Genomic DNA, 25,169 nt, shown 5'->3' on the forward strand with positions numbered 1-25,169 from the left:
ATATTATCATTTTAATTATAAGTTCATTGTTTTATTACTTTTTTTATATCTTAACGGACCTATATTATTAGTGCCAATTCTAATATTCATTATCTTCTTTTTTTCATCAAAAGACAATCTTATGTTACCTTTATTTGTATTATTAAAATTTGATATAAGTTTAAGTACATCTTGCTTGGTATAATTGGCTTTCCTATGAGGATTGTAATAGGCATTCATAACTAATTGTGAGAAATAAATTGCCTGACCAGCCTTATAATCTTGAGTCGTCCTAGCAAAAGTCCAATGACTACTTGCCCGAGCCACAACCGATGCATGAAGAAAATGGCTAGCAACCACCCCCTTATGATTATCTTGAAAGTGCATATCTTCATGAAACAACGTGTTCATTAAATTATATCTATTTTTAAGAAGAATATCTGGTGTGCCTTTTTCTCCTGCTGGAATCCAAATAGCATTATCTTTAGGATTATAATAAGCAGGTTCATCTATTCTAATGTCACCTATAGCGCCTACGGTCGCTTTTATGCCTATAGCTTTAGCATAATACCCAGCAACGTTCGCAATTATTTGTCTGTTCTTCCCATTTCCCCAACCAAAGAAAATGGACTTAGTTTCATAATCTGAAAAATATTTCTTAGAACCATCTGGATTAACAATTGTTATATTCGCAGAATTATTATTTACGACTTTAATTATATTGCCATTACCATTCACATGAAACTCATCATTGCCATCAACATCAATAATTTTAATGGGATTAGCACTACAATATACATAAGAACCTAAAAATTGATACTTCTCTGCCAGTAGATCCACACCATACCACAGACTTGTAACAGGATTCATGTACCTTGCACCGTAATAATACAAGCCTGTCTCTTCATCGAACTGTTTGCCGTTGAACTTATATGGCAGTTCTTCACTACTACTATGCTCGTCAACGAGAAGTTCACCGTATGGTAAGTAGGCATCATACTGTGTGATGTTGGCGTGTTCGTCTGTGATGTAAGACGTTGAGCCGAGGTGGTCACTATGATAGAAGAAAGTTTCCTCTTTCGTAGTGTCGTTTGGAATATAACCATATCCAGCCTGCGGGTCATCAGGGTTGCTTGGGTCATTCCAGCTTACAGGTGGACCGGGGTTGGTATTCGGTGTGGTGTTGGGGCGTGGAGTCTGAATCCAACCCTGTGGCACGTCATGATTACCGAGTGTGTCAATGATAGAGTTATACCCTCGTTTTGTATTCTCTGGATCACCATACGCACCCTTCTCTGTTGGTACACCAGGGGCTACACCCACCTTCTTATAGTATGCTTCTTTCTGTGTCTGGATCTGATTCTTACGCTCTGCATAGTCCTGCTGACCAGCTGTTACATATGAGCCATTACGTCCGTAAACGTTGTTAAACATACCCGTTCCTATCCTTGAAGCAACTCGTTTGTCACCAATAAAGTAATGCTTTGTGAAGCGATTCTTGTTGACAGAGAGGATACTTGCAGGGTACAGCGTGAAGTTATCCGTCTCGTGGAACTTCAGTGCAAACCAAGCACAAAAGAGCTTGCTCATTTTGTCTTGGTACAGCCTGAAGTCGACATTTGTCAAGATGATGCCCTGCGGTGCACCGTTGATATATACCCCCTCCATCGTACCATAACTCTTCATGATACGCTCACCAGCAGCGTTATACGTGTAATGTGTAGTTTTAACGTTATCTATTAAATTCATCATATCATATTCAAGAACTTTAATATTCCATATATTAATGATGCAATAGCTCCCATCCAACCTCTCATATACATATATTCACCACCTCCACCTGAATGATGAGCTTTTGAGCAACCCCATATCATAATAATGCCCACTATTATATAGTTTATTCCATCTAGGCCTTTACAGAATAAACCTACAACACCCAAAATTAAAAAAATGCATAAGACTATATAAACAACTAAGTTTCTCAATTGTTTTTGCTTTGCGACTTTCTTAAGCGATAGAAGAGATAGCAAACTAAAGATATAGACAAAAAACCAGATATACTATATACTCCCATTGGTTCAATCTATCTATTATTCGAATTAGTATCTTTGTGGTTCATTCAGCAATTCAAGTGGCACGACAATCATACAATGCGTATAATCAGAGTTTGATACATGTTTAATCTCTTAATCCATACGCATAGCGCCTCATCAAATTTATTTTATTGCTTCTAATTAATCCATCTTCATTCGAAATACCTTTTTAATTTTCTGCTCTTGATTCAGTACAAACATATAATAGTATTGCTGAAGCGCAGTATTTATTACAGATTCATAATTAACCGATTTACCATATTCTTGTAACCGATAAACTTGAGCAAGGAAAAAGCCATCTTTTATCCTAGAGAAAAAGATACTATACTCTGTCTGTGGGGAGAGCTTATTAAAATTCCTATCCAATATCGAAGAATAAACATCTGGGGTTGGCTTATCTTGCTTTTCATGAAGAATCTCTTCTAATGAACTATTCTTTACTGAATCAATAAACATAAAACAATCTAAGTCATAGGCGATACCTGAGACTGCAACTTCTTTTTGTAAGATATCTAAATCTGCAGAGATAAAGGTAATAGCACTCTGATACAAAGACAGACTATCTACTGACTGTGAATTTGCACACAGCGGGAACAGCAACACAATGATATTCAGACAGAGATTCTTTTTCATTTCCTTACGTTTATTTCTATATATTGTGAAAAGGGAGAAGGGTTCATTCCCATCTTTATACTATTTAAAGAACTTCTATCAAAAGGAAGGAAACTGCTTGTAGCCTTTTCATTTGGAATAATACTTTTATAGTTAAGCCGTTGACCAAAATTCTTCCATTGCATATTGAGTTCTTGCCTAATTACATTCATTGCATCAACAACATTTCCCGTACCAAATAGTTCATCTGTATCTATCATACTTCCTCCAGGACCTGTATGATGAAGTTCATGCAACAATGTCATCCCCCATCCTAATGTTGCAGGATTAAGATTAAACGTATGATTGATAAAGTTTTCTATCTGTGATGAAGATAATCCTACTTGTTTCTGACCATGAGGGGTTACAGACCTTCTTTGCCCTACAAAAACATCAATATTGGGACCATCAATTATATCTATCAAGAAATTTCTTGCTGTTTCACTTCCTTGATTATAAATTGGACTTCCATCTGTATTCCTTTCATACTGCAGATAATTTCCTGAAACCGAAATATTCAAACCTGTGATTAGGCTTAAATCTTTAGTAATCTTACGGAGATTATTACTGAAATAGTATTTATCCATCATTATGACATTACTCATATTTAAGGAGTCTCCTTTTAAATCAACATATTTAATTGGATTCCCTGCACAATAAGAAAATGAAGATAACTGTGAATATTTCTCGGCTAATCTATCCACACCATACCAAATACTTGCTATAGGATTCACGTATCTTGCACCATAGTAGTACAGACCTGTCTCTTCATCGAATTGCTTGCCGTTAAACTTGTACGGCAGTTTTTCACTACTACTATGTTCGTCTACTAATAGCTCGCCGTAGGGCAGGTAAGCATCGTATTGGGTGATATTGGCATGGTCGTCTGTGATGTAAGATGTACTACCGAGGTGATCACTGTGATAGAAGAAAGTTTCCTCTTTCGTAGTGTCGTTTGGAATATAACCATATCCAGCCTGTGGGTCATCAGGGTTGCTTGGGTCATTCCAGCTTACAGGTGGACCGGGGTTGGTATTCGGTGTGGTGTTGGGGCGTGGAGTCTGAATCCAGCCCTGTGGCACATCGTGGTTACCGAGTGTGTCAATGATAGAGTTATATCCTCGCTTTGTATTCTCCGGATCATCATACGCACCCTTCATTGTAGGAACACCAGGTGCAATGCCCTGCTGCTTATAGTATGCTTCTTTCTGCTTCTGAATCTGATTCATGCGTTCAACATAGTCCTGCTGACCAGCCGTTACGTATGAGCCGTTACGCCCATAGACGTTATTGAACAGACCCGTTCCTATCCTTGAAGCGATTCGTTTGTCACCAAGGAAGTAATGCTTCGTAAAGCGATTCTTGTTGACAGAGAGGATACTTGCAGGATAAAGTGTAAAGTTGTCCGTCTCGTGGAAGGTGATGCCTTGTGGTGCTCCGTTGATATACACACCTTCCATCGTTCCGTAACTCTTCATAATGCGTTCGCCAGTAGCATTGTAAGTATAACGACTCGTCTTGCCATTATCAGAGAGTACCATCAGGCGATTGTCTTCATCCCAGTACATCTCACGAGTAATATTCGTAGAGTCATTTGTTACCAGCGTTGGATTACCGTTGGTATCGTATGTGTAATGGTCGTGACCAATCTGCGTTGGAGCGTCGGATGGTTACTGTCCTCATACTTATAAACGAAGTTATAAGACTTGGCAGTTGTCGTTGAATCCACCTTCTGTACCTTAGTGAGCGGTTCACTCATCCGTCCGAACGACATCACCATATCATACGATGCACGCTTAGCCTTACCACTTGCGTGGACAAGGCAGTTCTGCTCGTCATACTCATACGTATGCGAACTCCTTCCTCCCAGCTTCGCCCTATTGAGTTTTGTAAGTGACGTTGGGTTGGCAGCATTCGTAATACCGAGGATATTATCCACAGCATCATAACGATACCTATTTTCCATCACAGTCTGACCGTCCGCTGTAAGGTTCATCACCTGCAGACGTTCACGCTGCTTGTCGTAGGTATAGGTAGTCTCCGTGCCGTTACCGAGCTTCGTATAGACCGTATGACCCTCCTTGTCGTAACCTATCCTATCAACAATAACGCTCTGACGTCCCTGTTTATTGCTCGTAAGACTCTCCACCTGTCCTGCTACGTTTGTAATGGTAGCCCTCATGTAGTCCCTTCTTGCAATATGAGACCAGTTTTAACAGCCTGTCTCAAGTTGCGAAATATTATATTCCCTAATTCTTACAGCCTTATCTCTTTAGTATCGGCTGAAAGAAATAATACAAAAATAGACGGAATGAGTGTGAAGTCTCGTTCCATCTATTTCTGTTGTCGGGGCAGAAAGTTCTTATAGCACCAGAGAATGAGTGTGGATGCGAGCGGATAGAGTTCCTTCCCGATGCTTGAAAGCCTGTATTCGTTGGTTTCGTCAATGATAATCCTGTCCTCTTTTAATGCCCTTAGGGAAACTGAGAGCGGATAATCTGGCATATCCTGACTTAGTTCAGTATATGTTGCCGAGCCTTTCAAACCAAGTAGTTGAATAAGGCAGAGCGTGTCCGGCACGCATATCCTTGCGAGGATATTGCGAATCGGGCACGTCGGAAAAAGTGGATCAATCACCATTTCAGTTCGTCATTCAGTATGACACCATCACTGGCAGGAGTGTCATCCTCGGCAAAACTGTTGGCTTTGTACTGGATACAGAGCATGAGCATTTCGTCGTTACCAGTATTCTTCAGCGCACGCTTGCCGTCAGGAGCAACACGGATAATACTGCCTTCAGATACAGGGAAGAGTTCTCCATCTACCTGGTATTCACCTTTCCCTTTGAGGATGAAATAAAGTTCCTCATGTGTCTTGTGTGTGTGAAGAAAACCACTGTCCTGCCCCGACACGAGGGTTTGGAACGAGAGTTCGCTACCTGTTGCCTGCAATGCCTGCCCTACGAACACCTTACCAGGGATTTCAACGTTTCCCAAAGGGAGTACATAATCCTTGACTTCGTTGAATTTGCCTACGTTTACTGCTGTGAAATTCTTACCATTCTTGATTGTTTCAATTGTCTTCATAAGTCTTTGTTTTATTGTTTAAATCTTGTTTTGATGATGCAAAGGTATTCTCTTTCAATGGTTTATGCAAGTAGGCACGCAGATGTCAGTCAGTTACCTCGAGGTAACTAATATTGAGAATAAGGCATTTGAACATCTGATGTTTTACATAGTTTAACGATAAAAGAAATGCCCCTTAGACGATAATAGTTACTTTTGTGCAGTAATACAACTTTAAGAGCTTATAAGTATGAACAGAAATGAAGTGAGAGACGCCCTATATCCTGACTGTCCTGTCCGTAATGTGTTGTCAAGAGTGGGCGACAAATGGTCAATGTTAGTGCTTTTCACGTTGGAGGCTGACAACAATCAACGTTTCAAGGAGCTGCAACGCAATATACCTGACATTTCCCAGAAGATGCTTACGACAACACTGAAGATGCTTGAAGGCGACGGACTCATTCATCGTGAGGTTTTCCCGGAGATACCGCCTCGTGTGGAATATTCGCTTACGGAGAAAGGGCAGAGCCTGTTGCCACTTATCAATAACCTGCTTTCGTGGGCAAGTGCGAATATGGAAGATATTATTGCATCGAGAAAACAATATCTGTTGAAGTAGTGTTATCGTGGGCTTTAGAGGTCAACTATTCATCGGGCAGGAACATATTTTGTCTGTTTTTTTCCTCTCCTTGATTTTAATTAAGGCTTAATTGCATCTCGATTAACGCCCAATCAGCTTGCAAAAGATGCCCTTTTGAGGTCTTACTAACGCCCTTTTGAAGACTAACTAAGCACCTTTTCTTGCACAACTTTATAACCAGCTTATAACAAGATAGTTGCAAGGGTGGTCAAATGAGCATTCTTTCAAGTCTTTTTAGGAAAGAAAGCAAGATGTAATGTAAAGAAAATTCGGTATAATGAAAATATCCTCAGCTATCCGGAAGTGGATAGGTGAGGATTTTTTTATGTATATTGATAAATGCTTCCAGAGTGGTTTCAGTGTGTTACAAGTTCTCTGGAATCTGCTTCTTGGGCGTGATTCCTAATGTTTTCAGTCCTTCCAGGCGGCGGACGATATTCCCCTTTCCCTCGTTGAGCTGTCCCTTTGCCTTGTTGAAATCTTGTTGTAGGCGTTCGATATTACTGCCTAACTTCAAAAAAGTCTCGCCGAAGGTGACGAACTTATCGTATAATTCATTGGACTGGTGGAGGATTTCCTCCACATTCTTTGTTATGCGGAAGTTCTGCCACATGGTGTGTGTCAGTTTCAATGCCATGAGCAGGTTGCTCGGACTGAGGATGATAATGTGCTTGCGGTAGGCGTATTGCAGGATGGAAGAATCGGTCTTCAAGGCTGCTGAATAGCCACTTTCATAAGGGATGAACAGCAATACAAAGCCGATGCAGCCCGGTACAATCTTCTCGTAATTCTTGGCAGAAAGCTCGTCAATATGCTTCTTGACGGATGCAACGTGCTCCTTCATGTACCGCTCACGCTCGGCAGCATCTTCCTCTTTGACGGCAGCCTGATAAGCAGTCAGCGAAACCTTGGCATCAATTACAGCTCGCTCGTCATTCGGGAAAACGACAACGGCATCTGGACGGAGGTTGTTTCCATTCTCATCTTTGTAGTTCTCTTGCAGGAAATACTGCTGGTCCTTGATAAGACCACAGTCTTCCAGTGTCTTGTCGAGAATCATCTCTCCCCAGTCGCCCTGCATCTTGGAGTCGCCTTTGAGTGCTTGTGTGAGTGAAGCAGCATCATTGCCAATGCGTTCCGTCTGTTCACGGAGTTCCTTCACCGCACGTTCCTGGTCCTCACGCATGGCTTTGATGGTCAGCTCCTGTTCGGCATGCAGGCGTTTCATAGCCTCCTCAAAGGTCGTCTTTATCTCCGTCTTGTTGGCAGTGTTCTCCTTGCTGTTGTTCGTAACAGTCTGATTGAAAGCCTCCAAACGCTCTTTTAGCGGTGAGAGGAGCGCATCTAAGCGTTCCTTATCCGCCATATTCATCTTCTCACGGCTCTCAGCAAGCATCTGTGCAGCCATATTGCGCACCTCTTCCTGCAGCAGTCGGTTCTTTGCTTCAGTCTGTTTCTGTAGTTCGCTGCGTAGTTCCTCGCCGTGTTTCCGTTCTGTTTCTATCTGGTTCCGGCTACTCTCTTTCATCGCTGCGATGCGCTCGTCCACATTCTTCCGCTCCGTTTCAAGCTGACTGCGGAGTGCTGCCAGCTCCTCACCGGCTTTCCTTAATTCTTGTGTTGATTTGTTTTTCATCCACAGCAGCATGATGGTTGCGCCGATGATGATACCGAGAAGTATATAAATAATTGCCATAATGAAAGAAAAGACCAGCCCCTCCCTATGGGGGAGAGGAGGGGAGAGGGGCTGGTATGTGTGGTTTGATGTGGTATGTTTTTCTTTTTTCTTCTTTTTTAATCCTGGAAGTAAACCCTCTTTACACGGTTACTGATGGTTGTAAGAACTTCGTAAGGGATGGTGCCGAGGGTATCACTGAGGACAGTGACAGGGAGGTTGTCGCCAAAGATTTCGACACTGTCGCCTTCCTTACAGTCGATACCAGTAACATCAATCATGGCTACATCCATACAGATATTGCCGACATACTCTGCCTTCTGACCATTCACCAGACAATGACAGTGACGATTGCCAAGATGGCGGTTCAAGCCGTCAGCATATCCGATTGGGATTGCCGCAATCAGGCTGTCATGCTCAATAACACCCTTGCGAGAGTAGCCTATGGATTCACCTGCAGCAACATGACGCAGTTGTAGAATGGTAGTCTTGAGAGTAGACACGTTGTTGATAATCTTGTTAGTACGTGGATTGATACCGTACAATCCTAAGCCTAACCGGCACATATCCAATTGATGTTCGGGGAAATGTTCAATGCCTGAAGAGTTATCCATGTGACGGATTATCTTATGACTGAAAGCTGCCTGCAGCTTCTTGCTGCCCTCGTCAAAGAGTGCAAACTGACGTTCAGAGAAGTCATCGAAGCTGTCAGCATCAGAGCCGACAAAGTGAGAGAAGACCGAACGGGGGATGATAGCATTCTGATGCTTCAACCGGTTAATCAGTTCATCCATATCCTTCTGTGGGTCAAAGCCCAGTCGGTGCATACCTGTATCCAGTTTTATATGCACAGGGAAGCCTGTGATACCCTCCTTCTGTGCCGCCTTTACGAGTGCATCCAGAAGTCGGAAGCTATATACTTCCGGCTCAAGGTCGTAGTCGAAGAGCGTCTTGAAGGAACTCATCTCCGGATTCATAATCATTATATTGCTTGTGATACCGTTCTTACGGAGTGTTACACCCTCATCAGCAACAGCCACGGCAAGATAGTCGACACGGTGGTCCTGCAAGGTCTTGGCAATCTCTACAGCTCCAGCACCATAGCCGTCAGCCTTAATCATACATACCAGCTTGGTCTCTGCTTTTAGGAAAGAGCGATACCAGTTGAGGTTATCAACAACGGCATTGAGGTTCACTTCCAAAACTGTTTCGTGTACCTTCTTTACCAAGAGTTCTGTCAGACGGTCAAAACCGAACTGTCGGGCACCTTTCAACAGGATAACTTCATCGTGTAAATCGGCGAACACGTCGCTGTGAATAAAGGCATTGACGGTAGCAAAGAAATGCTTTTTACCCAAGTGTTTGAAGGCAGAACGCTGTGCCAGCAGCCCTTCACCGATACCGATGAACTTCTCAACACCACGTTTCTCACACAGGAATGCCACCTTATTATAAAGGTCTTTATCCGTGTCGCCACTCTGCAGAATATCGCTCAGAATCAGTGTGCGCCTGCGACCCTTGTGGTCAGGACGACGGTTCATGAAGTCAAGTGCAATATCCAGAGAATTGAAGTCAGAGTTGTAGGAGTCGTTAATGAGCGTACATCCGTGCTGTCCTTCCTTCACCTCCAGGCGCATAGCTACTGGCTCCAGTTGTGCCATCCGCTCGCTGAGAACAGCAGGGGTGATGCCCAGGTGGAGTGATACGACAGCACAGGTGATGGAGTTTTCAACGCTGGCTTCATCAATGAATGGCAACTTGTATTGTCCTTCTGTCTTGCCTTTCCATATATAGTCAATGGTGGTTTCAACATCTTTCTTGTCAATTGATTTGATGTAGAAAGCCGCATTTTCATCCTTTTCAGACCAGCTCAGCTTCTCTCCTTTGTAGTCATATCCTGCCAGACAACTGTTCATCATCTCGTCATCCAGCGAGTAAACTATAGCCAGTGTGTCGTGAAAGAGCTTCAGCTTCTCTTTACATTTAGCCTCAACAGAGGGGAAATTCTCCTGATGTGCTGTGCCGAGCGTGGTAAATACGCCGATAGTCGGCTGGATAATATCATGCAATGCCATCATTTCACCCGGCAGACTGATGCCCGCTTCAAACACACCTACCTGTGTGTTCTCGTTCAGCAACAGTACTGACAAGGGCACACCAATCTGGGAATTATAGCTGCGAGGTGAGCGTGTGACCACCATCTGCGGAGAAAGCAACTGATAAAGCCACTCCTTAACCATCGTCTTGCCATTGGATCCCGTAATACCCACAATCGGAATCAGGTATTCATCACGATGACGTTCAGCCAGTCTCTGGAGTGCTTCCAGCGAACCGACTACTTTAAGGAAGTTAGATTCGGGGTAGCGTGTAGCCCAGTTGTCCGGCACTGTTTCCACGACAAAGTTTCTCACACCCCTTGCATAGAGTTCAGGGATATAGTTATGTCCGTCGTTGCGCTCGGACTTGAGGGCAAAGAACAAGGTTTCTTCAGGGAAACACAGGGAACGGCTGTCGGTAAGTACAAAGCTGATGTTTGCATCCTTATCGCCATAACGGCGTGCACCAATGAGCGTCGTTACTTTCTCAATAGTATAATTCATTACTATTCTATAATTGTTTTTAATCTTATGCAAAGGTAATGAAAACTCTTAATACAGCCTATCTTCCACGCTGTTTTTTCGTCTTATCGTTTAAGATAATATCGGCGGGAACAGTCCGGGCAGAGTCCTTTCACCATATAATTGACGGATGACTGTTCGTATCCTACAGGCAGATTCACCTGTGGGACAGGAATATCGTTCAGACAGAAAGTGTGCTGACACCTCTCACAATAGAAGTGTACGTGTATGTCATCATCTTCTTCCGCATTACGGCTCAGGCACAGCTCGTACCGCACAACGTCATTACCATCCTCAAGCTGATGCACGAGGTGATGGTCCTTGAAGAGCGACAGCGTGCGGAAAATATTGGACTTGTCAATGGTCTGAATCTTTGCTTCCAGCTCCTTCATCGAAGATGGAGAGTCAAGTCCAGACAATGTTCGTGCTATGAGAATGCGGTTAGCGGTCAATCTGATTCCATGTGTCTTCAGCAGCTGTTCTATCTGCTTGTCATTCATTTCTTCCATTGTCATAAATTCAGTTTCAAATTAGGGTATTTCAGTTTCAGTTTTATTACTGTTTCTTTTGTTTTCTGTAGAAAGTTACGATATGCTTCCGACTCAGGATTGAACGGACGGTGCCCCAGTGCCTCCTTGACGGGTCGCCATTCTTCCAGAAACGACTTGGCTTCTGCGGAGAAACAGGTATCTACAAGCCGTTCCCATATATACTCAACAGCCTGTTCGTTGGGGTGCAGCATATCTGCTTTATAGAAACGGTAGTCACGCAGTTCATCATTCACAATCTCGTAGGCAGGAAAGTAATAGACCGTTTCTCCTTGTTCCTTCATCAGTTTGTCGGCAGCCAGCAGTAGTACTGCCTTCGACAGCTGACTTCCGTGGTAGCCGTATTTGGCATAACGGATTGGACTGACAGTGAGGATAATCCGGATCTTAGGATTGGCTTGTTGTAGTAATGTGATAGCCTCGCAGAGTGCATCAGAACATTCTTCAATCGTAAGTTCCCGTTCTTCAAACAACCGATGCGGACGTTTCTTGCAGTTATCAACAATCTCGCCTGTTGCCCGTTCCACATAGACGTGGTTTGTTCCTAAGGTAAACATGGCTGTGTCAAAGTTGCAGTTCTCCATCTTTTTCACCGTATGCAGGACTGATACGGGGTTATACATCACGCCGAAAGGATTTACCATAGCACGGAACTGCTCTTCCTGGAACCGCTTGCCAATGTTGTCGGCAAAGCATGAACCAACGAAAAGAATCCGTTCACAAGGTTCTATTTTAAATGCCGGATGGGGTATGTTGACGATTGTTCTAAACTCCATAGTCGCAAAGTTAACAAAAATAAGAGAGAGAACCTATCACTAAAGAATATTTTTCATACTTTTTGTTTGCTTAAATATTCTTGTTAAATAAATATTCTGTCAGATGATGTTCCTTTTCATATATTATTTGTATATTTGCCATACGTATGAATTTATCGTTTTTAAGTTAAGTAATGGTATGGATAAAAAGACGTTAGAATTTGTTACTTATTGCATTGGTAAGTTGTCGGTAATGTTGAAACTGCCGCAGCAAGAAGTGTATCGTAGGCTGAAAACCTCTGGTATACTGGATGAATATGTTGTTCCTTCTTATGATGTCTTACATACCTTCGGCTCTCGTTACTTAATGGAAGATTTGACAGATTATATGAATGAGAAAAGAGTTTTGTAAATAAAGAGACAATAAATGTACACATACCAATATCCGCACCCAGCCGTAACGGCTGACTGTCTTGTCTTTGCACGCACTGAAGAGGGAATGAAACTGCTGTTGATACAGCGGAAGAATGAACCTTGCAAAGAGAAATGGGCTTTCCCGGGAGGCTTTATGAATATTGACGAGACGACCGTTGATGCTGCCCGTCGTGAACTGGAGGAAGAAACAGGACTGGTGGTTGGCGACTTACATCGTGTTGGCGTCTTTGATGCCGTTGACCGTGATCCACGCGAGCGAATCATAACAGTGGCTTATTATACGATTCTTGATAAGCCTGCTGAAGTCAGTGGGTTGGATGATGCAGCACAAGCAAAGTGGTTCCTATTGACAGAACTCCCCGAATTGGCTTTCGATCATGACGAAGTGCTCAAGGAGGCTTTGAGCGTGATGGGGCTTCATAGATAGATTGTAAGAAGATATAAAAAGATTTTAAAAGGAAGCTATATGATTGCAAGCAGCTTTGAGAAAAACTCAGAGCTGCTTGCATTGTTATTTTTAATACTATTTCTTCTTTGGAGACACAGAAAGATTAAGCAGTCTATAAAGCCCCCAAGTACTTATAATCTGTAGTATAATAATGGGGATTGTGGGTTTAAGCTCTGTTCCTAATAATAACAGAGCGTTGCCAACTATGTAGATAGATAAAATCAAGAAAGCTCTTTTCATGTTAATTGGTTTTTAATTATAAGTAGATGCTGTTTGCAAATATAATCTATATAGTTGAATGCACCAAAAATATTCTTTGTTTTTAATGCGAAACAGAATGGTTTTGTTATAATGGGCTCTTAAAAGTAATTTTTAACCGCATAAGTGTTTTGATTTGTTTCATATTAAAAGATAAGGGGCGGTTGATAGAAGAGCTTAATTCCATAATCTGTTGTCTTAATAACTGCATGTAGCGAATTATTTTCATGAAAAAAAATATTTTTTGTCGTGAAAATAAATATTTCTTTTCATGAAAATAAATTCTTTTTATCGTGAAAATAATTCCGAGTTTGTTGTTATAGGAAGGCTATGGTAAGACCTGCCATCACGATGCTGACCATACTCATCAGCTTGATAAGGATGTTAAGCGATGGACCAGATGTGTCTTTGAAGGGGTCGCCAACGGTATCACCGACAATCGTTGCCTTGTGGGAATCGGAGCCTTTACCACCGAAGTTGCCTTCTTCGACATACTTCTTCGCATTGTCCCATGCGCCACCAGCATTCGACATGAATACGGCAAGGGTGAAGCCTGCTGCCAATCCGCCAACCAATAACCCTAATACGCCTGCCACACCGAGTAGAAGACCTACGATAACAGGGATGATGATGGCTAAAAGTGATGGGATAATCATTTCGTGCTGCGCACTTTGTGTACTGATTTCCACGCATCGTCCATAGTCTGGTGTGCCTGTTCCTTCCAATATTCCTTTAATCTCACGGAACTGACGACGCACCTCTTCCACCATCTTTCCTGCAGCTCTACCCACTGCACCCATCGTGAGTCCGCAGAAGAGGAAGGCTGCCATGGCACCGATGAAAGCACCGACAAGTACCTTCGGATTCATCAGGTTTACTTGGAAGTAGTTCATGAAGTCTGGAATCGTTGCCTTTGTTGCGTCAATAGTTTCGCCCGCAACATTAGTCATCTGTACGCCAACACGTGCCATAGCAATCTTGATTTCTTCGATATAGGAAGCCAACAGTGCCAAAGCTGTGAGTGCAGCCGAACCGATAGCAAAGCCCTTACCTGTTGCAGCTGTGGTATTGCCTAATGCGTCAAGGGCATCTGTGCGGTGGCGCACTTCCTCTCCTAACTCGCTCATTTCAGCGTTACCGCCGGCGTTGTCGGCAATCGGTCCGTAGGCATCTGTCGCTAAGGTGATACCCAAGGTTGAGAGCATGCCGACCGCAGCAATACCGATACCATAAAGTCCGTGCTGGATGGAGACAGCCGACATGGACATGTCAAAGCCGTTGGCACAGAGATAACTCAGCATGATTGCTATGGAAATAGAAAGGACAGGAACGCAGGTGGAAATCATACCTGTACCGATACCTTTTATAATTACTGTTGCCGAACCTGTCTGACTCGCCTCAGAAATAGCCTTTGTTGGCATGTAGCTTTGGGAAGTATAGTACTCCGTTGCCTGACCGATGATAACACCAGCAGCCAAACCAGCAATGACAGAGAAACTGACACCGAGCCAATTCTCCAAGCCTAAGAGGTAGAGAATCAGGAAGCTGGCAGCAGCGATGAGTACGGCAGCCGTGTTTGTGCCGAGTCCCAGGGCGTGGAGGAGGTCCTTCATCGTCGCTCCCTCCTTCGTTCTTACGAGGAAGATACCGAGCAAACTAAGGAAAACACCCACGGCAGCGATGAGCATCGGAGCAATGACGGCACGCAACTGCATATCGCCTGATGAGGCTGCAAAGGCGGTTGCACCCAAGGCTGCGGTGGAAAGAATCGAACCGCAGTAGCTCTCGTATAGGTCGGCACCCATACCCGCCACGTCACCCACGTTGTCGCCCACGTTGTCGGCAATCGTTGCAGGGTTGCGTGGGTCGTCTTCAGGGATGTTGGCTTCGACCTTACCCACAAGGTCAGCACCCACGTCAGCAGCCTTTGTATAGATACCGCCACCCACACGGGCAAACAAAGCCTGTGTAGATGCACCCATACCGAAAGTCAGCATCGTTGTCGTGATGGTGATGAGCATTTCGCTCGTTGTCATCTTGTCTGAATAGAACCAGGTGAGAATGATGAACCACAGGGCTATGTCTAACAAGCCTAATCCTACGACCACCAGTCCCATGACTGCTCCCGAACGGAAGGCAATCTTGAGTCCGTCGTTGAGTCCCTTACGTGCTGCATTGGCTGTTCTTGCACTGGCGTAGGTTGCTGTTTTCATACCGAAGAAACCAGCAAGACCAGAGAAGAAACCTCCTGTCAGGAAGGCAAAGGGTACCCATTCGTTCTGGGCATTGAAGCCGTATGCCATGACGGAGAAGACGATCGCAAGGACGATAAAAACAATCAGGACAACCTTGTATTGCTGTTTCAGATACGCCATTGCTCCCCGACGTACATATTCAGCAATCTCGATCATACGGGGTGTGCCTTCATCGGCTTTGATCATGGACTTGAAGAAGTACCATGCCATTCCCAATGCGCACACGGAAGCAATGGGAATGAGCCAGAATACTTGTGGGATATATTCCATAATTCAATACATTTAGGTTATGTAATAGATTTTACTTACTTGTTCGCAAATATATAAAAAAATATTGATAGCAAGTCTGTTTTACTTTTTTTCTTATAATTTGATGGTGAAAAATATTATCATAGGGGTAATTTTCTTATTTTTTATTGTTACTTTTGCAACCCTGCGTAGAATTGTACTATATGTTTTTTCACTATAATGCTAGTGAAAACTCTATAGAGGGCAAAACTCTGAGGAATTTATTGTTCCTCAGAGACTTGTAAAAACATTAACAATAAGTTGGTTTTTTCGTTGCGGAATTAAGGATGAATACTATTTAACATTTTATTTTTAAAAGATATGACACATCAAGAACTCTACCAAGAATTGCTAAATCCTAAGTCTGATTTGGTATACCCTTTTAAATATGATAATGAAAGTAAAGATTATTTTGATTATTGGAGTGATTTAGTTGAGAAGTATAAAAAAAAGATTTATAGTCTTAGTGATGAAAGTGTAAATATTCTGGACAAGGCTTTTGAAAAAGAATTAAAAGGGTATGAGCAATATAAGCCAACTAAAAGACATAATTTTAAAGCAGATTTTGATGAGATTTGCATAACAATAGAAGAAGCATTAAAATTATGCTATATGAATTACTATGAAGATGCATATAAATTATTGTCTGAATTCTTCAATAGACATGATCTTTTCTATTTGAAAATGCTTCCAAGATTAAATGTTGAGAAGTACGTATTTTATAGAATACGACATGGTTTTAAGCCTAGCAAAGGAAAAAAACAAGATGGTGACTTATTTCATCTCCCATTTCATTTACGTCACAAAGTTGCTTCCACTAGATATGGCTTCTTAGGTTATCCTGTCTTCTATCTTGCTGGAAGTTTACAAACTGCTTGGTATGAAATGAACAGTCCTGATATCAAGTCCTTCTTTTATGCAAAATTTAAACCTAAAAAACCATTAAGTTTCTTAGATTTAGGTTACCCTATCTATGAGAAATTAGAAGACTGGGAATATTATAGCTTTTTAGTTTTCTACCCTTTAATAATGGGGTGTCTTATATCTGTAAAACATTCCGATGACCCTTTTAAACCAGAATATATGCTACCGCAGCTTATGACTAAAATTATCAGAGAAATGCCTCAAGAGGGTAGTCCAGAAAACGGTAAACCTTCAACGAATAAAGGATTTGCGGGCATTACATACATGTCTACAAAAAGCCCACACAAAGATAACTTACAAAATCTGTCATTACGCAATTTTGCACTATTTCCTCGAAATACAATATGTCGCGAAGGCTATGATAACATATACCTATCTCCTATGTTTAAAATGACAGATATAAATACTTTTTCTTATTCGAGTGAAAGTCTTTCAGAAGAAGAGTCGTTGGAATTTATAAAAGAGATAGACAACGATTCGTCGAAAGACGAATTTCACTCTATTAATGTTACATTGAAACAATAAGGAGCTTGCTTATCTTTGGATATTTCAAGTACAAAAAATAATGTAAAATACGGGGTGTGCCTTCATCGGCTTTGATCATGGACTTGAAGAAGTACCATGCCATGCCCAATGCGCACACAGAAGCAATGGGAATGAGCCAGAATACTTGTGGGATATATTCCATAATTCAATATATTTAGGTTATGTAATAGATTTTACTTACTTGTTCGCAAATATATAAAAAAATATTGATAGCAAAGTGGTTTTTGTAAAAAAAGTAGTAAACTCTCCCCTGACTCCTCCCTCGTAGGGAAGGGGAGTGAACACCGGGATGCACCTATTGTTCCTTTCTTGTTAGTTTAGAAAGGACTGGACGGGAGTAGGTGAGGGGCATTTTATACAAAGAAATGTACTAATCTAACAACAAGTTGATGCTGTGGACAAAAGAACCTTTCATGTTTTTTTCAATAAATCCAAGTTAATGTTGTAGAAATAGGTTTTTGAACATCAAGACAACATCGCATTCTGGATGCCAGCCGCTGATCTGCAGTCCTTCTTTAGCACGGAACATCTCGAAGTCCACAAGAGAGGGCAACTGCTCCAGTGGGTTACTCTGTTCGGAAATGGTGTCAATGGTGAGTTCTTCCTCAAAAAAGGTTCTCGTCTTTCAGCTGTCTGTATATTTTCGTTTTCTCCATCACCCTCTTAATATCCTTTGCGCATGACGTACGCTTTCCTCAGTAGGTGATTTGACCTCTGTGAGTGTGTAGGGGATTCCCAGTTGTTCCCACTTATATACTCCTAACGCATGGTAAGGCAGCACGTCTACACGCTCAACATTTCTTAATGTGTCTATGAATGCACGGAGGTTGCGAAGTGATTCGTCGTCATCATTGATGCCTGGAATCAATACATGTCTTATCCATACTGGTTTCCCGATGTCAGAGAGATAGCGGGCACAGTCGAGAATATTCTCATTCCTCCACCCTGTCAGTTGCTTATGAGCATCGCTGTCAATATGCTTTATGTCCAGCAGTATCAGGTCGGTATATTTCATTAACTCCTCAAAAGCAGGGAAGCTACTTGAATCCCGGCTGAATGGCTGTGCAGAGGTATCAAGGCAGGTGTTGATGCCTAAGGACTTGGCTTTGCGGAACAGTTCGGTAAGTGAATGTATCTGCAACAGAGATTCACCACCGCTCACGGTAATACCGCCTTTTTCTCCCCAGTAGCTTTGATAGCGTTGTGCCTGGGCTAAGACATCATCAACAGAGCGGAGTTGCCCCCCTGCTCTGCTCCATGTGTCTGGGTTGTGACAGTACTGACACCGCATTGTGCATCCTTTAAGGAAGATCACAAAGCGTATTCCAGGTCCATCCACTGAACCGAAGGATTCAATGGAATGGATCTGTAACATATCGTCAACTGTTTTAAATTTGGAAAAATCCGTTTGAGTATTCTCCACTTTACATTGAACCATGTGCACGACGTGCGATAACATCCATCTGCTGCTCACGTGTAAGGTCGATGAACTTCACGGCATAACCGCTCACACGGATGGTGAAGTTTGCATATTCTTCCTTCTCTGGATGTTCCATACAGTCAATCAGCTTGTCTACACCAAAGACATTCACATTCAAGTGGTGTGCGCCACGGTTGAAGTAGCCATCCATCACACCAACAAGTGTGTTGATACGCTCCTCTTCATCGTGTCCGAGTGCATCCGGGCTGATGGTCTGTGTGTTGGAAATACCATCAAGAGCATACTCGTATGGAATCTTGGCTGTTGAATTCAACGATGCTAGCAAACCATTCTGCTCTGCTCCGTAAGATGGATTGGCACCCGGGGCAAGCGGTGCACCTGCAGGGCGACCGTCAGGCGTGTTACCTGTAAACTTACCATATACCACATTGGATGTGATGGTAAGAATACTTGTCGTAGGTTCTGATTTACGGTAAGTATGGTGCTTGCGAATCATATTCATGAAAGTTTTTAGCAACCAAACTGCTATTTCGTCGGCACGGTCATCGTCATTGCCATAACGGGGGAAGTCGCCTTCCGTCTTGTATTCTACGGGGAAGCCAGTCTCATCACGGATAATGTTCACCTTGGCATACTTGATAGCCGAAATAGAGTCGACTACATGGCTGAAGCCTGCGATGCCAGTTGCGAAAGTACGACGTACATCTGTGTCGATAAGTGCAAGTTCTGCAGCTTCATAGAAGTACTTGTCGTGCATATAATGGATGAGGTTCAATGTGTTTACATAAACACCAGTCAGCCATTCCATCATATCCATGAAGCGAGGCATGAACTCGTCGTATGTAACCACATCACCCTCAATCGGACGATAGGCTGGACCACACTGCTCACGTGTCTTGCCATCAATACCTCCGCTGATAGCATAGTTGACACACTTTGCGAGATTTGCACGGGCACCGAAGAACTGCATTTCCTTTCCGGTCTGGGTTGCTGACACACAGCAGCAGATTGAATAGTCATCGCCCCAGATTGGTCGCATCACGTCATCATTCTCGTACTGGATAGAACTTGTTGAGATGGAAATCTTTGCTGCATAGTCCTTGAAATGCTTTGGCAGACGTGAACTATACAATACAGTGAGGTTAGGCTCAGGAGAAGGACCCATGTTCTCAAGTGTATGGAGGAAACGAAAATCGTTCTTGGTTACCATAGAACGCCCATCCATACCCAATCCGGCAACTTCGAGCGTTGCCCATACAGGGTCGCCGGAGAAGAGCTGGTTGTAAGAAGGGATTCGAGCAAACTTAACCATACGGAACTTCATTACCAAGTGGTCAATAAGCTCCTGTGCTTCTGCCTCTGTAAGTGTTCCCTCGTTGAAGTCGCGCTGAATGTAGATGTCGAGGAATGTTGAGATACGACCTACTGACATAGCAGCACCGTTCTGGGTCTTGATGGCTGCCAGATAACCAAAGTAAAGCCACTGTACAGCTTCACGTGCATTGTTTGCAGGCTCTGAAATATCATAGCCATAGATGGCTGCCATTTCTTTCATCTCTTTCAAAGCCTTGATCTGCATAGAGATTTCCTCACGTAGGCGGATAACCTCCTCGGTCATTGTACCATCACCGCAATTGCGCAGGTCCTTTGCTTTCTCGTTGATAAGGAAGTCTACACCATAAAGTGCAACTCGACGATAGTCACCTACGATACGACCACGTCCGTAGGTGTCAGGAAGACCTGTAAGGATATGGTTGTGTCTGACGAGTTTCATTTCGTCAGTATAAGCATCGAAGACACCATCATTGTGTGTCTTACAGTACTTCGTGAAAATCTCATGAAGTTTTTCTGATGGCTCATAACCATAGGTCGTACATGCCTGCTCTGCCATCTTTATGCCACCATACGGCATAAAGGCACGCTTCAAAGGCTTATCAGTCTGCAGACCAACGATTTTCTCCAGCTCCTTGGTATCTTCGCCGATGTAGCCGGGACCGTATGCTGTCATACTGGATACAACTTCGGTTTCCATGTCTAAGACACCGCCTTTAGCACGTTCCTGCTTTTGCAGTTCTTTGAGCATGCCCCAAAGTTTGTTAGTTGCTTCAGTGGGTTCCTCAAGGAATGAAGCGTCACCATCATAACAATTGTAATTGTCTTGGATAAACTGACGCATGTTGACTTCATCAAGCCACTTAGTTCCAGTAAATCCTCTCCATGCTTTTTTCATAATTGTTTGATTATTATGTGAAACGTTTAGTTAGTATGCTTGTAAATGGTCATACTAAAAATGTATTACTAAATAACAGTGGGCAAAGTTAGGTAAAAGAAAACGTATTATCAAGTGTTTAGGCAAATTTATGTTGTTCTTCCTGAGTTTGGAGTGATAAAGCGCACAAAAAAACAGAAGGAAACTACTGAACTTATCACAAGGTTTTTTTGAATTTCATCTTGTTGTCATTTTAACATTTCGTGTAAACCTCTTGTAAGCTAATCAGTTAAATGTCCACAATGGCTGACAGTAGTGACAGGAAAGTCGGTTTTGAAGTAATTGTTTGTTGATTGTGAACTATTTTATCCATACAGGAAAATCCCCGCAGTGATGCAAATCGTAACTGCCAAGATAGCCAAAATAGACCTGACAGGAAGTGTCAGCATACTGGGTAACGAACGGAATGGCAAATGTAGAAAGATAAGAAAGAAGGGCAAAGTTACAAGTGCGTATGCTCCAAAGATTACAAATGTATGTTCTACAAAACTCTCCATTGTATATTTTTGGGGAATGAGAAATCGAATTCTATGCTATCTCATCGTCAATAAGCGGATGATAAAGCCTTTTTGTAATTCTCTTCTTGTATATTTTAGGATGCAAAGATTCATGTTTTCTGTCTTTTCCTGACAAGTTTGAAACCATGTTCTCTTCCGAAGTCTTCTTTTTATGTGAAGAAACTCATCCGTTTTTAACCCGAATCAGCCATCAACACTATTGGTGCTTACCAACAACACATTGTGTGCTTACCAACAATACATTGTGTGCTTACCAACAACACATAGGTGGAAGATGAGAAGAATAGAGGGGATGGTGGCAGTGTTAATGTATAGTAAGATACTAACGACCAACTTGTACAGTCGGAAAAGGCTTGTCTGGCACCAAGAATAGGACGCTTGATGTTGGCATTGTAGTCTTGAACTTTCAGAACTTATTTTCGTTGCCATTCTCAATTTCGGCATCTGCCTGATGATGTTATGTGGCTGAAGAGTATGGTAACTTTGGCTGTATAATCGTGTTTGCAGCGGAAAGATGAGGCAATGTTGATTTTTTATTGTATCTTTGTCGGCTGCTGTGGGCATGAAGGCCGTAGCATGGATGAACTGGCTGTTCCGTGCAATGACGAAGCCCCAGGGCTGTAAGCAGTATGTTAATACATGGTATATCCTTTACCTTGGGATTTGGATAAGTTTAAATAACTCCATTCTCTACCGTACCATCAGAATATAACAAACCAATATACTTTGACTAATAGAATAAACAAACAGATGAAAAGAACCTTGATTCTTGCGCTGACAGTGTTGGCTAATATTGCGCTTGCGAGTGCAAATCCTGTCACGAAGCGGCAGGCGATGAACATTGCTGCTAAGTATATCAGCAATCCGACACCATCATCCGGCACACCTATGACACGTTCGTCAAAGGCGGATGAGCAGCCGGCTTATTACATTTTCACCAGTTCTGATGATAAGAAGTTCGTGATTGTCTCCGGTGAAAGCAAGCTGAACGAACTGGTGGGCTATGGAGACAGGATGTCGAAGGATGGCAATGAGCAGCCACCTTACTTCAAGATGTTTCTGAAAGAGTATGAACGTGTGGTGAAGGCTGTGCGTTCTAATGCTGCAAAAGCCTCTACGCCGCAGCTGCCTGTCAAACGGAAAGTGGAGCCGTTGCTCGGTTGTAAGTGGAGTCAGTTTGGCCCTTTCAATAGGTACACCCCTGTTATCAGCGGACAGCGGACGCCTACCGGCTGTGTTGCAACAGCTACGGCACAGCTGATGTATCATCATAAATGGCCGCAGAACCGCCCTGAAGAGTATGTGTCAACAAGTGGGGATGAGGCGAGGAGGAGTGCTACCTATTGGTGGAATGAAATGAAAAACACTACCAATGAGATGAGAACGGACTATTCCCAGCAGGCTGTTGGGGTGTTGATGTATGACATTGGCAAGGCTGTTAGAATGAGATACTTCTATAAAGGGAGTGACTCAAATCTGCAGTATGCTTGCAACGCCCTTCGGGACAAGTTCGATTATACGGTACGTTATCTTGATAAAGACTTCCTTCCTGCCAATGAGTTCCTCAATGAAGTGATGCAGGAAATATCCGACGGCTATCCTGTCTTGGTGGTTGGAGGCCCTCACGCCTTTGTCTATGACGGTTATGATGAGCGTGGATTTATCCATACCAACTGGGGATGGGGAGGTGAAAGCGATGGCTATTTCGACATCAATACCGTCTATCTGAATGTTTACGGCTTTGCACTCAGTGGTTCTTTCTGGGATGATATTTCTGTGGTTTTTGCCCATCCCAACGACGGCAAGGCTGTTCCCTTTAAGGAAATAGAACGTGGTCTGGATGCCCGTACTACCACGGCATTCACTATAGACAAGACGGATGCAGCCCGTTCTGAAAGTTTCAATGCAAAGATTATGAAGTTAGGTTCATACAGTCCTGTGAAAGGGGAGCTGGGCGTGTTCTCCGGTAAGGTGGCGCTTGCCCTTTATAATGACAGGAGTCAGCGGGTGAAAGTCTTTAATTCAACTGCTGACAACCAGACTTGGGCATCTATTTTCACCTCGATGTCGTTTGAAGTAGACAATATCAGTTTTGAAGGTCTTGCCGATGGAAACTATCGTCTTGTACCTGTTTTCTCGGAGATGCTCAATGCTGCGACCAAAGAATACGGTGACTGGAAGCCGATTAATCACGCCAATGAAATGGAGGTGAAACTCACGGCGGATGCTGTTCACATCAATGAGAATAATCCTAAGGACGTTGTTGTGATTGAGAGAAGTCCGAGTGTGCTTGCTCCTTTCTATGAGGATTCGGGAAATATGGCAGCCTTCGGTTTCACAATGTATAACCCAGGGAGGGAAGAAGTGCGTGGCGACCTGGTGATGACGCTCACGGACCAGCGTACAAAAGAGGTCTTTAACGGCTATCTGCTTACACCAAACGTCGTTGCACAGCGTCTTGGACGTACTTCTTTCACCATCAATATGCTGGCACAGTATTATAATTCCGGCAGGGTAGGTGCCTTGAAACAGGGCAGGTACGGTGTGACACTGTCTATAAGGGTCAAGAGAAACGGGACAGAGGTCAATATTCCAATTGAGATGAAAGAGCCATTTGAGATTGAAGTCTTGCCAAATGTGAACAGAGGAACCATCCAGTTTACTTTTGTCGACTTCCTCGTCGATGGTGCTGATGCCAATTATAGCACCTTCCAGTTGAATAAAATAAGCGAAATCGGCTTGCAGGTGCATTCTAAAGTATATGGTTATCAAATCAGGAATGGTTATCGTGGACCGATTTACTATCGTCTGTGTGACCTGACAAGCAACAAGTGGATTGACTTGGGTGTCGCCCGTAATGTTTACCTGCCTTGTGATGCAGCCAATAATGCAGCTCAGACACGTATCAGCTTTGCATCGTCTTTGTTGGAAGCTAACCATTCTTACGAGGTGCATCTTGAGATTGAGCGTGACGGAAAGCGTGAGGATGTGTGGAATCCGTATGCGTTACGCAACGTGTTCTACACCGTTGACGAGTTGAGACCTACGGCTATCGGTTCGCTTGAGAGCAGCGGAAAGATGCCAAAGCACATCTTCAACTTGGACGGTGTGCGCCAGTTACAGCCTTGGGAAGCTCTTCCTGCAGGCATCTATATTGTAGATGGTAGGAAAGTGCTGAAGAAATAGAAAGTCGTATCGGTCGTTTTTTCACTCTTTTCTATAAAAGATATGTGCTGTTCCGGTTGTGGATTGCGTTTTGAAATATATTTACAAAACACCCAGCCATTCTTCTTTATAACGCATATAAAAACCCTTTTGCAGTTGTGTTTATAACTAACATTGGTTCAGTGCGTTATATAACTGTACAAGAAAAGATGCTTAGTTGGACTTCAATTAAGCCTTAGTTAGACTTCAATTAACGCCCTTTTGAACGTCAATTTGGGCTTAATTCGAGTGCAATTAAGCATCAGTAAAAATCTTGGTTATGAATTTAGTTTACAAAGAGGGGCGGGGAAAGCGATGAGGAGGATGAGAAGAAAGGTCGTCAGAGGGTGGATGAGACCTTGTTATTATTGTTTTTCGACCTTTACGGAGGGTTTTATAGTTTAGTGGGAATGCAGAACTTTTCTTTAACGGGTAGTAACTTTGGGCTGTTGTTTTCCGTTTTTCTCCGTATAGCAGGTCGTTTTTCCCGAGCACCTGAAAGCTCCTGTCTGTTCATTTGATGGTTTTATGATAAACTGCCAGCTGTTTGGATGTGGCA

Annotated in this window: 16 protein-coding genes and 2 pseudogenes; 5 read left to right on the top strand and 13 right to left on the bottom strand. The window is 43.0% G+C overall.

What is annotated here, in order from left to right; translation table 11 throughout:
- Positions 1-15 precede the first annotated feature (15 nt).
- The 6 genes and pseudogenes from ADJ77_RS14520 to ADJ77_RS12970 form a co-directional block, all read right to left on the bottom strand.
- On the bottom strand, positions 16-717 hold the full coding sequence (locus ADJ77_RS14520) for a hypothetical protein (RefSeq protein ID WP_394330603.1): 702 nt from the start codon (positions 715-717) through the stop codon (positions 16-18).
- Positions 718-725: 8 nt separating this feature from the next.
- Positions 726-1,788: pseudogene (locus ADJ77_RS14525) on the bottom strand (RHS repeat domain-containing protein); the annotation flags it as partial.
- A 425-nt stretch (positions 1,789-2,213) separates the two neighbouring features.
- The gene (locus tag ADJ77_RS12950; RefSeq protein WP_006045795.1) at positions 2,214-2,705 is read right to left on the bottom strand and encodes a hypothetical protein; all 492 of its coding nucleotides are present in this window, start codon (positions 2,703-2,705) and stop codon (positions 2,214-2,216) included.
- Positions 2,702-4,503, bottom strand: a pseudogene (locus ADJ77_RS14345) (RHS repeat domain-containing protein). The gene ADJ77_RS12950 and the pseudogene ADJ77_RS14345 overlap by 4 nt, the downstream one beginning before the upstream one ends.
- Before the next feature lie 554 nt (positions 4,504-5,057).
- Positions 5,058-5,363, bottom strand: coding sequence for a helix-turn-helix domain-containing protein (locus tag ADJ77_RS12965; protein WP_025078094.1), 306 nt, complete (start codon positions 5,361-5,363; stop codon positions 5,058-5,060).
- Entirely contained in the window at positions 5,357-5,809 is a 453-nt protein-coding gene (locus ADJ77_RS12970; RefSeq protein ID WP_025078093.1) for a cupin domain-containing protein, read from the bottom strand. The genes ADJ77_RS12965 and ADJ77_RS12970 overlap by 7 nt, the downstream gene beginning before the upstream one ends.
- 229 nt (positions 5,810-6,038) lie before the next feature.
- Here ADJ77_RS12970 and ADJ77_RS12975 point away from each other — a divergent pair, with 229 nt between their 5' ends.
- Positions 6,039-6,407, top strand: coding sequence for a winged helix-turn-helix transcriptional regulator (locus ADJ77_RS12975; protein WP_025078092.1), 369 nt, complete (start codon positions 6,039-6,041; stop codon positions 6,405-6,407).
- Positions 6,408-6,792: 385 nt separating this feature from the next.
- Here ADJ77_RS12975 and rmuC read toward each other — a convergent pair whose 3' ends face one another.
- The 4 genes from rmuC to ADJ77_RS12995 all read right to left on the bottom strand — a co-directional run bounded on the left by rmuC (position 6,793) and on the right by ADJ77_RS12995 (position 12,045).
- Positions 6,793-8,124, bottom strand: a complete 1,332-nt coding sequence (gene rmuC / locus ADJ77_RS12980; RefSeq protein ID WP_025078091.1) for a DNA recombination protein RmuC — start codon at positions 8,122-8,124, stop codon at positions 6,793-6,795.
- A 98-nt stretch (positions 8,125-8,222) separates the two neighbouring features.
- Positions 8,223-10,703 (bottom strand): bifunctional UDP-N-acetylmuramoyl-tripeptide:D-alanyl-D-alanine ligase/alanine racemase, encoded by a 2,481-nt coding sequence (locus ADJ77_RS12985; protein ID WP_025078090.1) that lies wholly within the window; start codon positions 10,701-10,703, stop codon positions 8,223-8,225.
- Between the two features lie 83 nt (positions 10,704-10,786).
- Positions 10,787-11,221: a Fur family transcriptional regulator gene (locus tag ADJ77_RS12990; protein WP_025078089.1), complete on the bottom strand. Its 435-nt coding sequence runs from the start codon at positions 11,219-11,221 to the stop codon at positions 10,787-10,789.
- Positions 11,222-11,232: 11 nt separating this feature from the next.
- Positions 11,233-12,045 (bottom strand): GSCFA domain-containing protein, encoded by an 813-nt coding sequence (locus tag ADJ77_RS12995; RefSeq protein WP_025078088.1) that lies wholly within the window; start codon positions 12,043-12,045, stop codon positions 11,233-11,235.
- A gap of 178 nt (positions 12,046-12,223) precedes the next feature.
- Between ADJ77_RS12995 and ADJ77_RS13000 the strand changes: the two genes are divergently transcribed.
- A complete protein-coding gene (locus ADJ77_RS13000) occupies positions 12,224-12,436 on the top strand; it encodes a DUF3791 domain-containing protein (protein ID WP_025078087.1) in 213 nt (70 codons plus the stop codon).
- A 15-nt stretch (positions 12,437-12,451) separates the two neighbouring features.
- Positions 12,452-12,886: an NUDIX domain-containing protein gene (locus tag ADJ77_RS13005; protein WP_025078086.1), complete on the top strand. Its 435-nt coding sequence runs from the start codon at positions 12,452-12,454 to the stop codon at positions 12,884-12,886.
- A 596-nt stretch (positions 12,887-13,482) separates the two neighbouring features.
- Here the strand turns inward: ADJ77_RS13005 and ADJ77_RS13010 are convergent.
- Positions 13,483-15,690 (bottom strand): sodium-translocating pyrophosphatase, encoded by a 2,208-nt coding sequence (locus tag ADJ77_RS13010; protein WP_050696510.1) that lies wholly within the window; start codon positions 15,688-15,690, stop codon positions 13,483-13,485.
- Positions 15,691-16,029: 339 nt separating this feature from the next.
- On the opposite strand from ADJ77_RS13010, the gene ADJ77_RS13015 reads away from it, so the two are divergent.
- Complete coding sequence (locus ADJ77_RS13015) at positions 16,030-17,157, top strand: RES domain-containing protein (protein WP_025078085.1); 1,128 nt, start codon at positions 16,030-16,032, stop codon at positions 17,155-17,157.
- Between the two features lie 676 nt (positions 17,158-17,833).
- Here ADJ77_RS13015 and pflA read toward each other — a convergent pair.
- Positions 17,834-18,616: a pyruvate formate-lyase-activating protein gene (gene pflA, locus ADJ77_RS13030; protein ID WP_050696512.1), complete on the bottom strand. Its 783-nt coding sequence runs from the start codon at positions 18,614-18,616 to the stop codon at positions 17,834-17,836.
- Entirely contained in the window at positions 18,603-20,849 is a 2,247-nt protein-coding gene (pflB, locus tag ADJ77_RS13035; protein WP_025078082.1) for a formate C-acetyltransferase, read from the bottom strand. The genes pflA and pflB overlap by 14 nt, the downstream gene beginning before the upstream one ends.
- Positions 20,850-22,156: 1,307 nt before the next feature.
- On the opposite strand from pflB, the gene ADJ77_RS13045 reads away from it, so the two are divergent.
- Positions 22,157-24,592, top strand: coding sequence for a C10 family peptidase (locus ADJ77_RS13045; protein WP_050696513.1), 2,436 nt, complete (start codon positions 22,157-22,159; stop codon positions 24,590-24,592).
- The last annotated feature ends 577 nt before the right edge of the window (positions 24,593-25,169 follow it).

It is taken from the genome of Prevotella fusca JCM 17724 (assembly GCF_001262015.1).
Classification (GTDB): Bacteria; Bacteroidota; Bacteroidia; order Bacteroidales; family Bacteroidaceae; genus Prevotella; species Prevotella fusca.

What these genes read in the sequence shown, in the direction of transcription:
- ADJ77_RS12950 (WP_006045795.1), bottom strand. Translation starts at nt 2,705, where the DNA reads ATGAAAAAGAATCTCTGTCTGAATATCATTGTGTTGCTGTTCCCGCTG.
- ADJ77_RS12965 (WP_025078094.1), bottom strand. Translation starts at nt 5,363, where the DNA reads ATGGTGATTGATCCACTTTTTCCGACGTGCCCGATTCGCAATATCCTC.
- ADJ77_RS12970 (WP_025078093.1), bottom strand. Translation starts at nt 5,809, where the DNA reads ATGAAGACAATTGAAACAATCAAGAATGGTAAGAATTTCACAGCAGTA.
- ADJ77_RS12975 (WP_025078092.1), top strand. Translation starts at nt 6,039, where the DNA reads ATGAACAGAAATGAAGTGAGAGACGCCCTATATCCTGACTGTCCTGTC.
- rmuC (WP_025078091.1), bottom strand. Translation starts at nt 8,124, where the DNA reads ATGGCAATTATTTATATACTTCTCGGTATCATCATCGGCGCAACCATC.
- ADJ77_RS12985 (WP_025078090.1), bottom strand. Translation starts at nt 10,703, where the DNA reads ATGAATTATACTATTGAGAAAGTAACGACGCTCATTGGTGCACGCCGT.
- ADJ77_RS12990 (WP_025078089.1), bottom strand. Translation starts at nt 11,221, where the DNA reads ATGAATGACAAGCAGATAGAACAGCTGCTGAAGACACATGGAATCAGA.
- ADJ77_RS12995 (WP_025078088.1), bottom strand. Translation starts at nt 12,045, where the DNA reads ATGGAGTTTAGAACAATCGTCAACATACCCCATCCGGCATTTAAAATA.
- ADJ77_RS13000 (WP_025078087.1), top strand. Translation starts at nt 12,224, where the DNA reads ATGGATAAAAAGACGTTAGAATTTGTTACTTATTGCATTGGTAAGTTG.
- ADJ77_RS13005 (WP_025078086.1), top strand. Translation starts at nt 12,452, where the DNA reads ATGTACACATACCAATATCCGCACCCAGCCGTAACGGCTGACTGTCTT.
- ADJ77_RS13010 (WP_050696510.1), bottom strand. Translation starts at nt 15,690, where the DNA reads ATGGAATATATCCCACAAGTATTCTGGCTCATTCCCATTGCTTCCGTG.
- ADJ77_RS13015 (WP_025078085.1), top strand. Translation starts at nt 16,030, where the DNA reads ATGACACATCAAGAACTCTACCAAGAATTGCTAAATCCTAAGTCTGAT.
- pflA (WP_050696512.1), bottom strand. Translation starts at nt 18,616, where the DNA reads ATGGTTCAATGTAAAGTGGAGAATACTCAAACGGATTTTTCCAAATTT.
- pflB (WP_025078082.1), bottom strand. Translation starts at nt 20,849, where the DNA reads ATGAAAAAAGCATGGAGAGGATTTACTGGAACTAAGTGGCTTGATGAA.
- ADJ77_RS13045 (WP_050696513.1), top strand. Translation starts at nt 22,157, where the DNA reads ATGAAAAGAACCTTGATTCTTGCGCTGACAGTGTTGGCTAATATTGCG.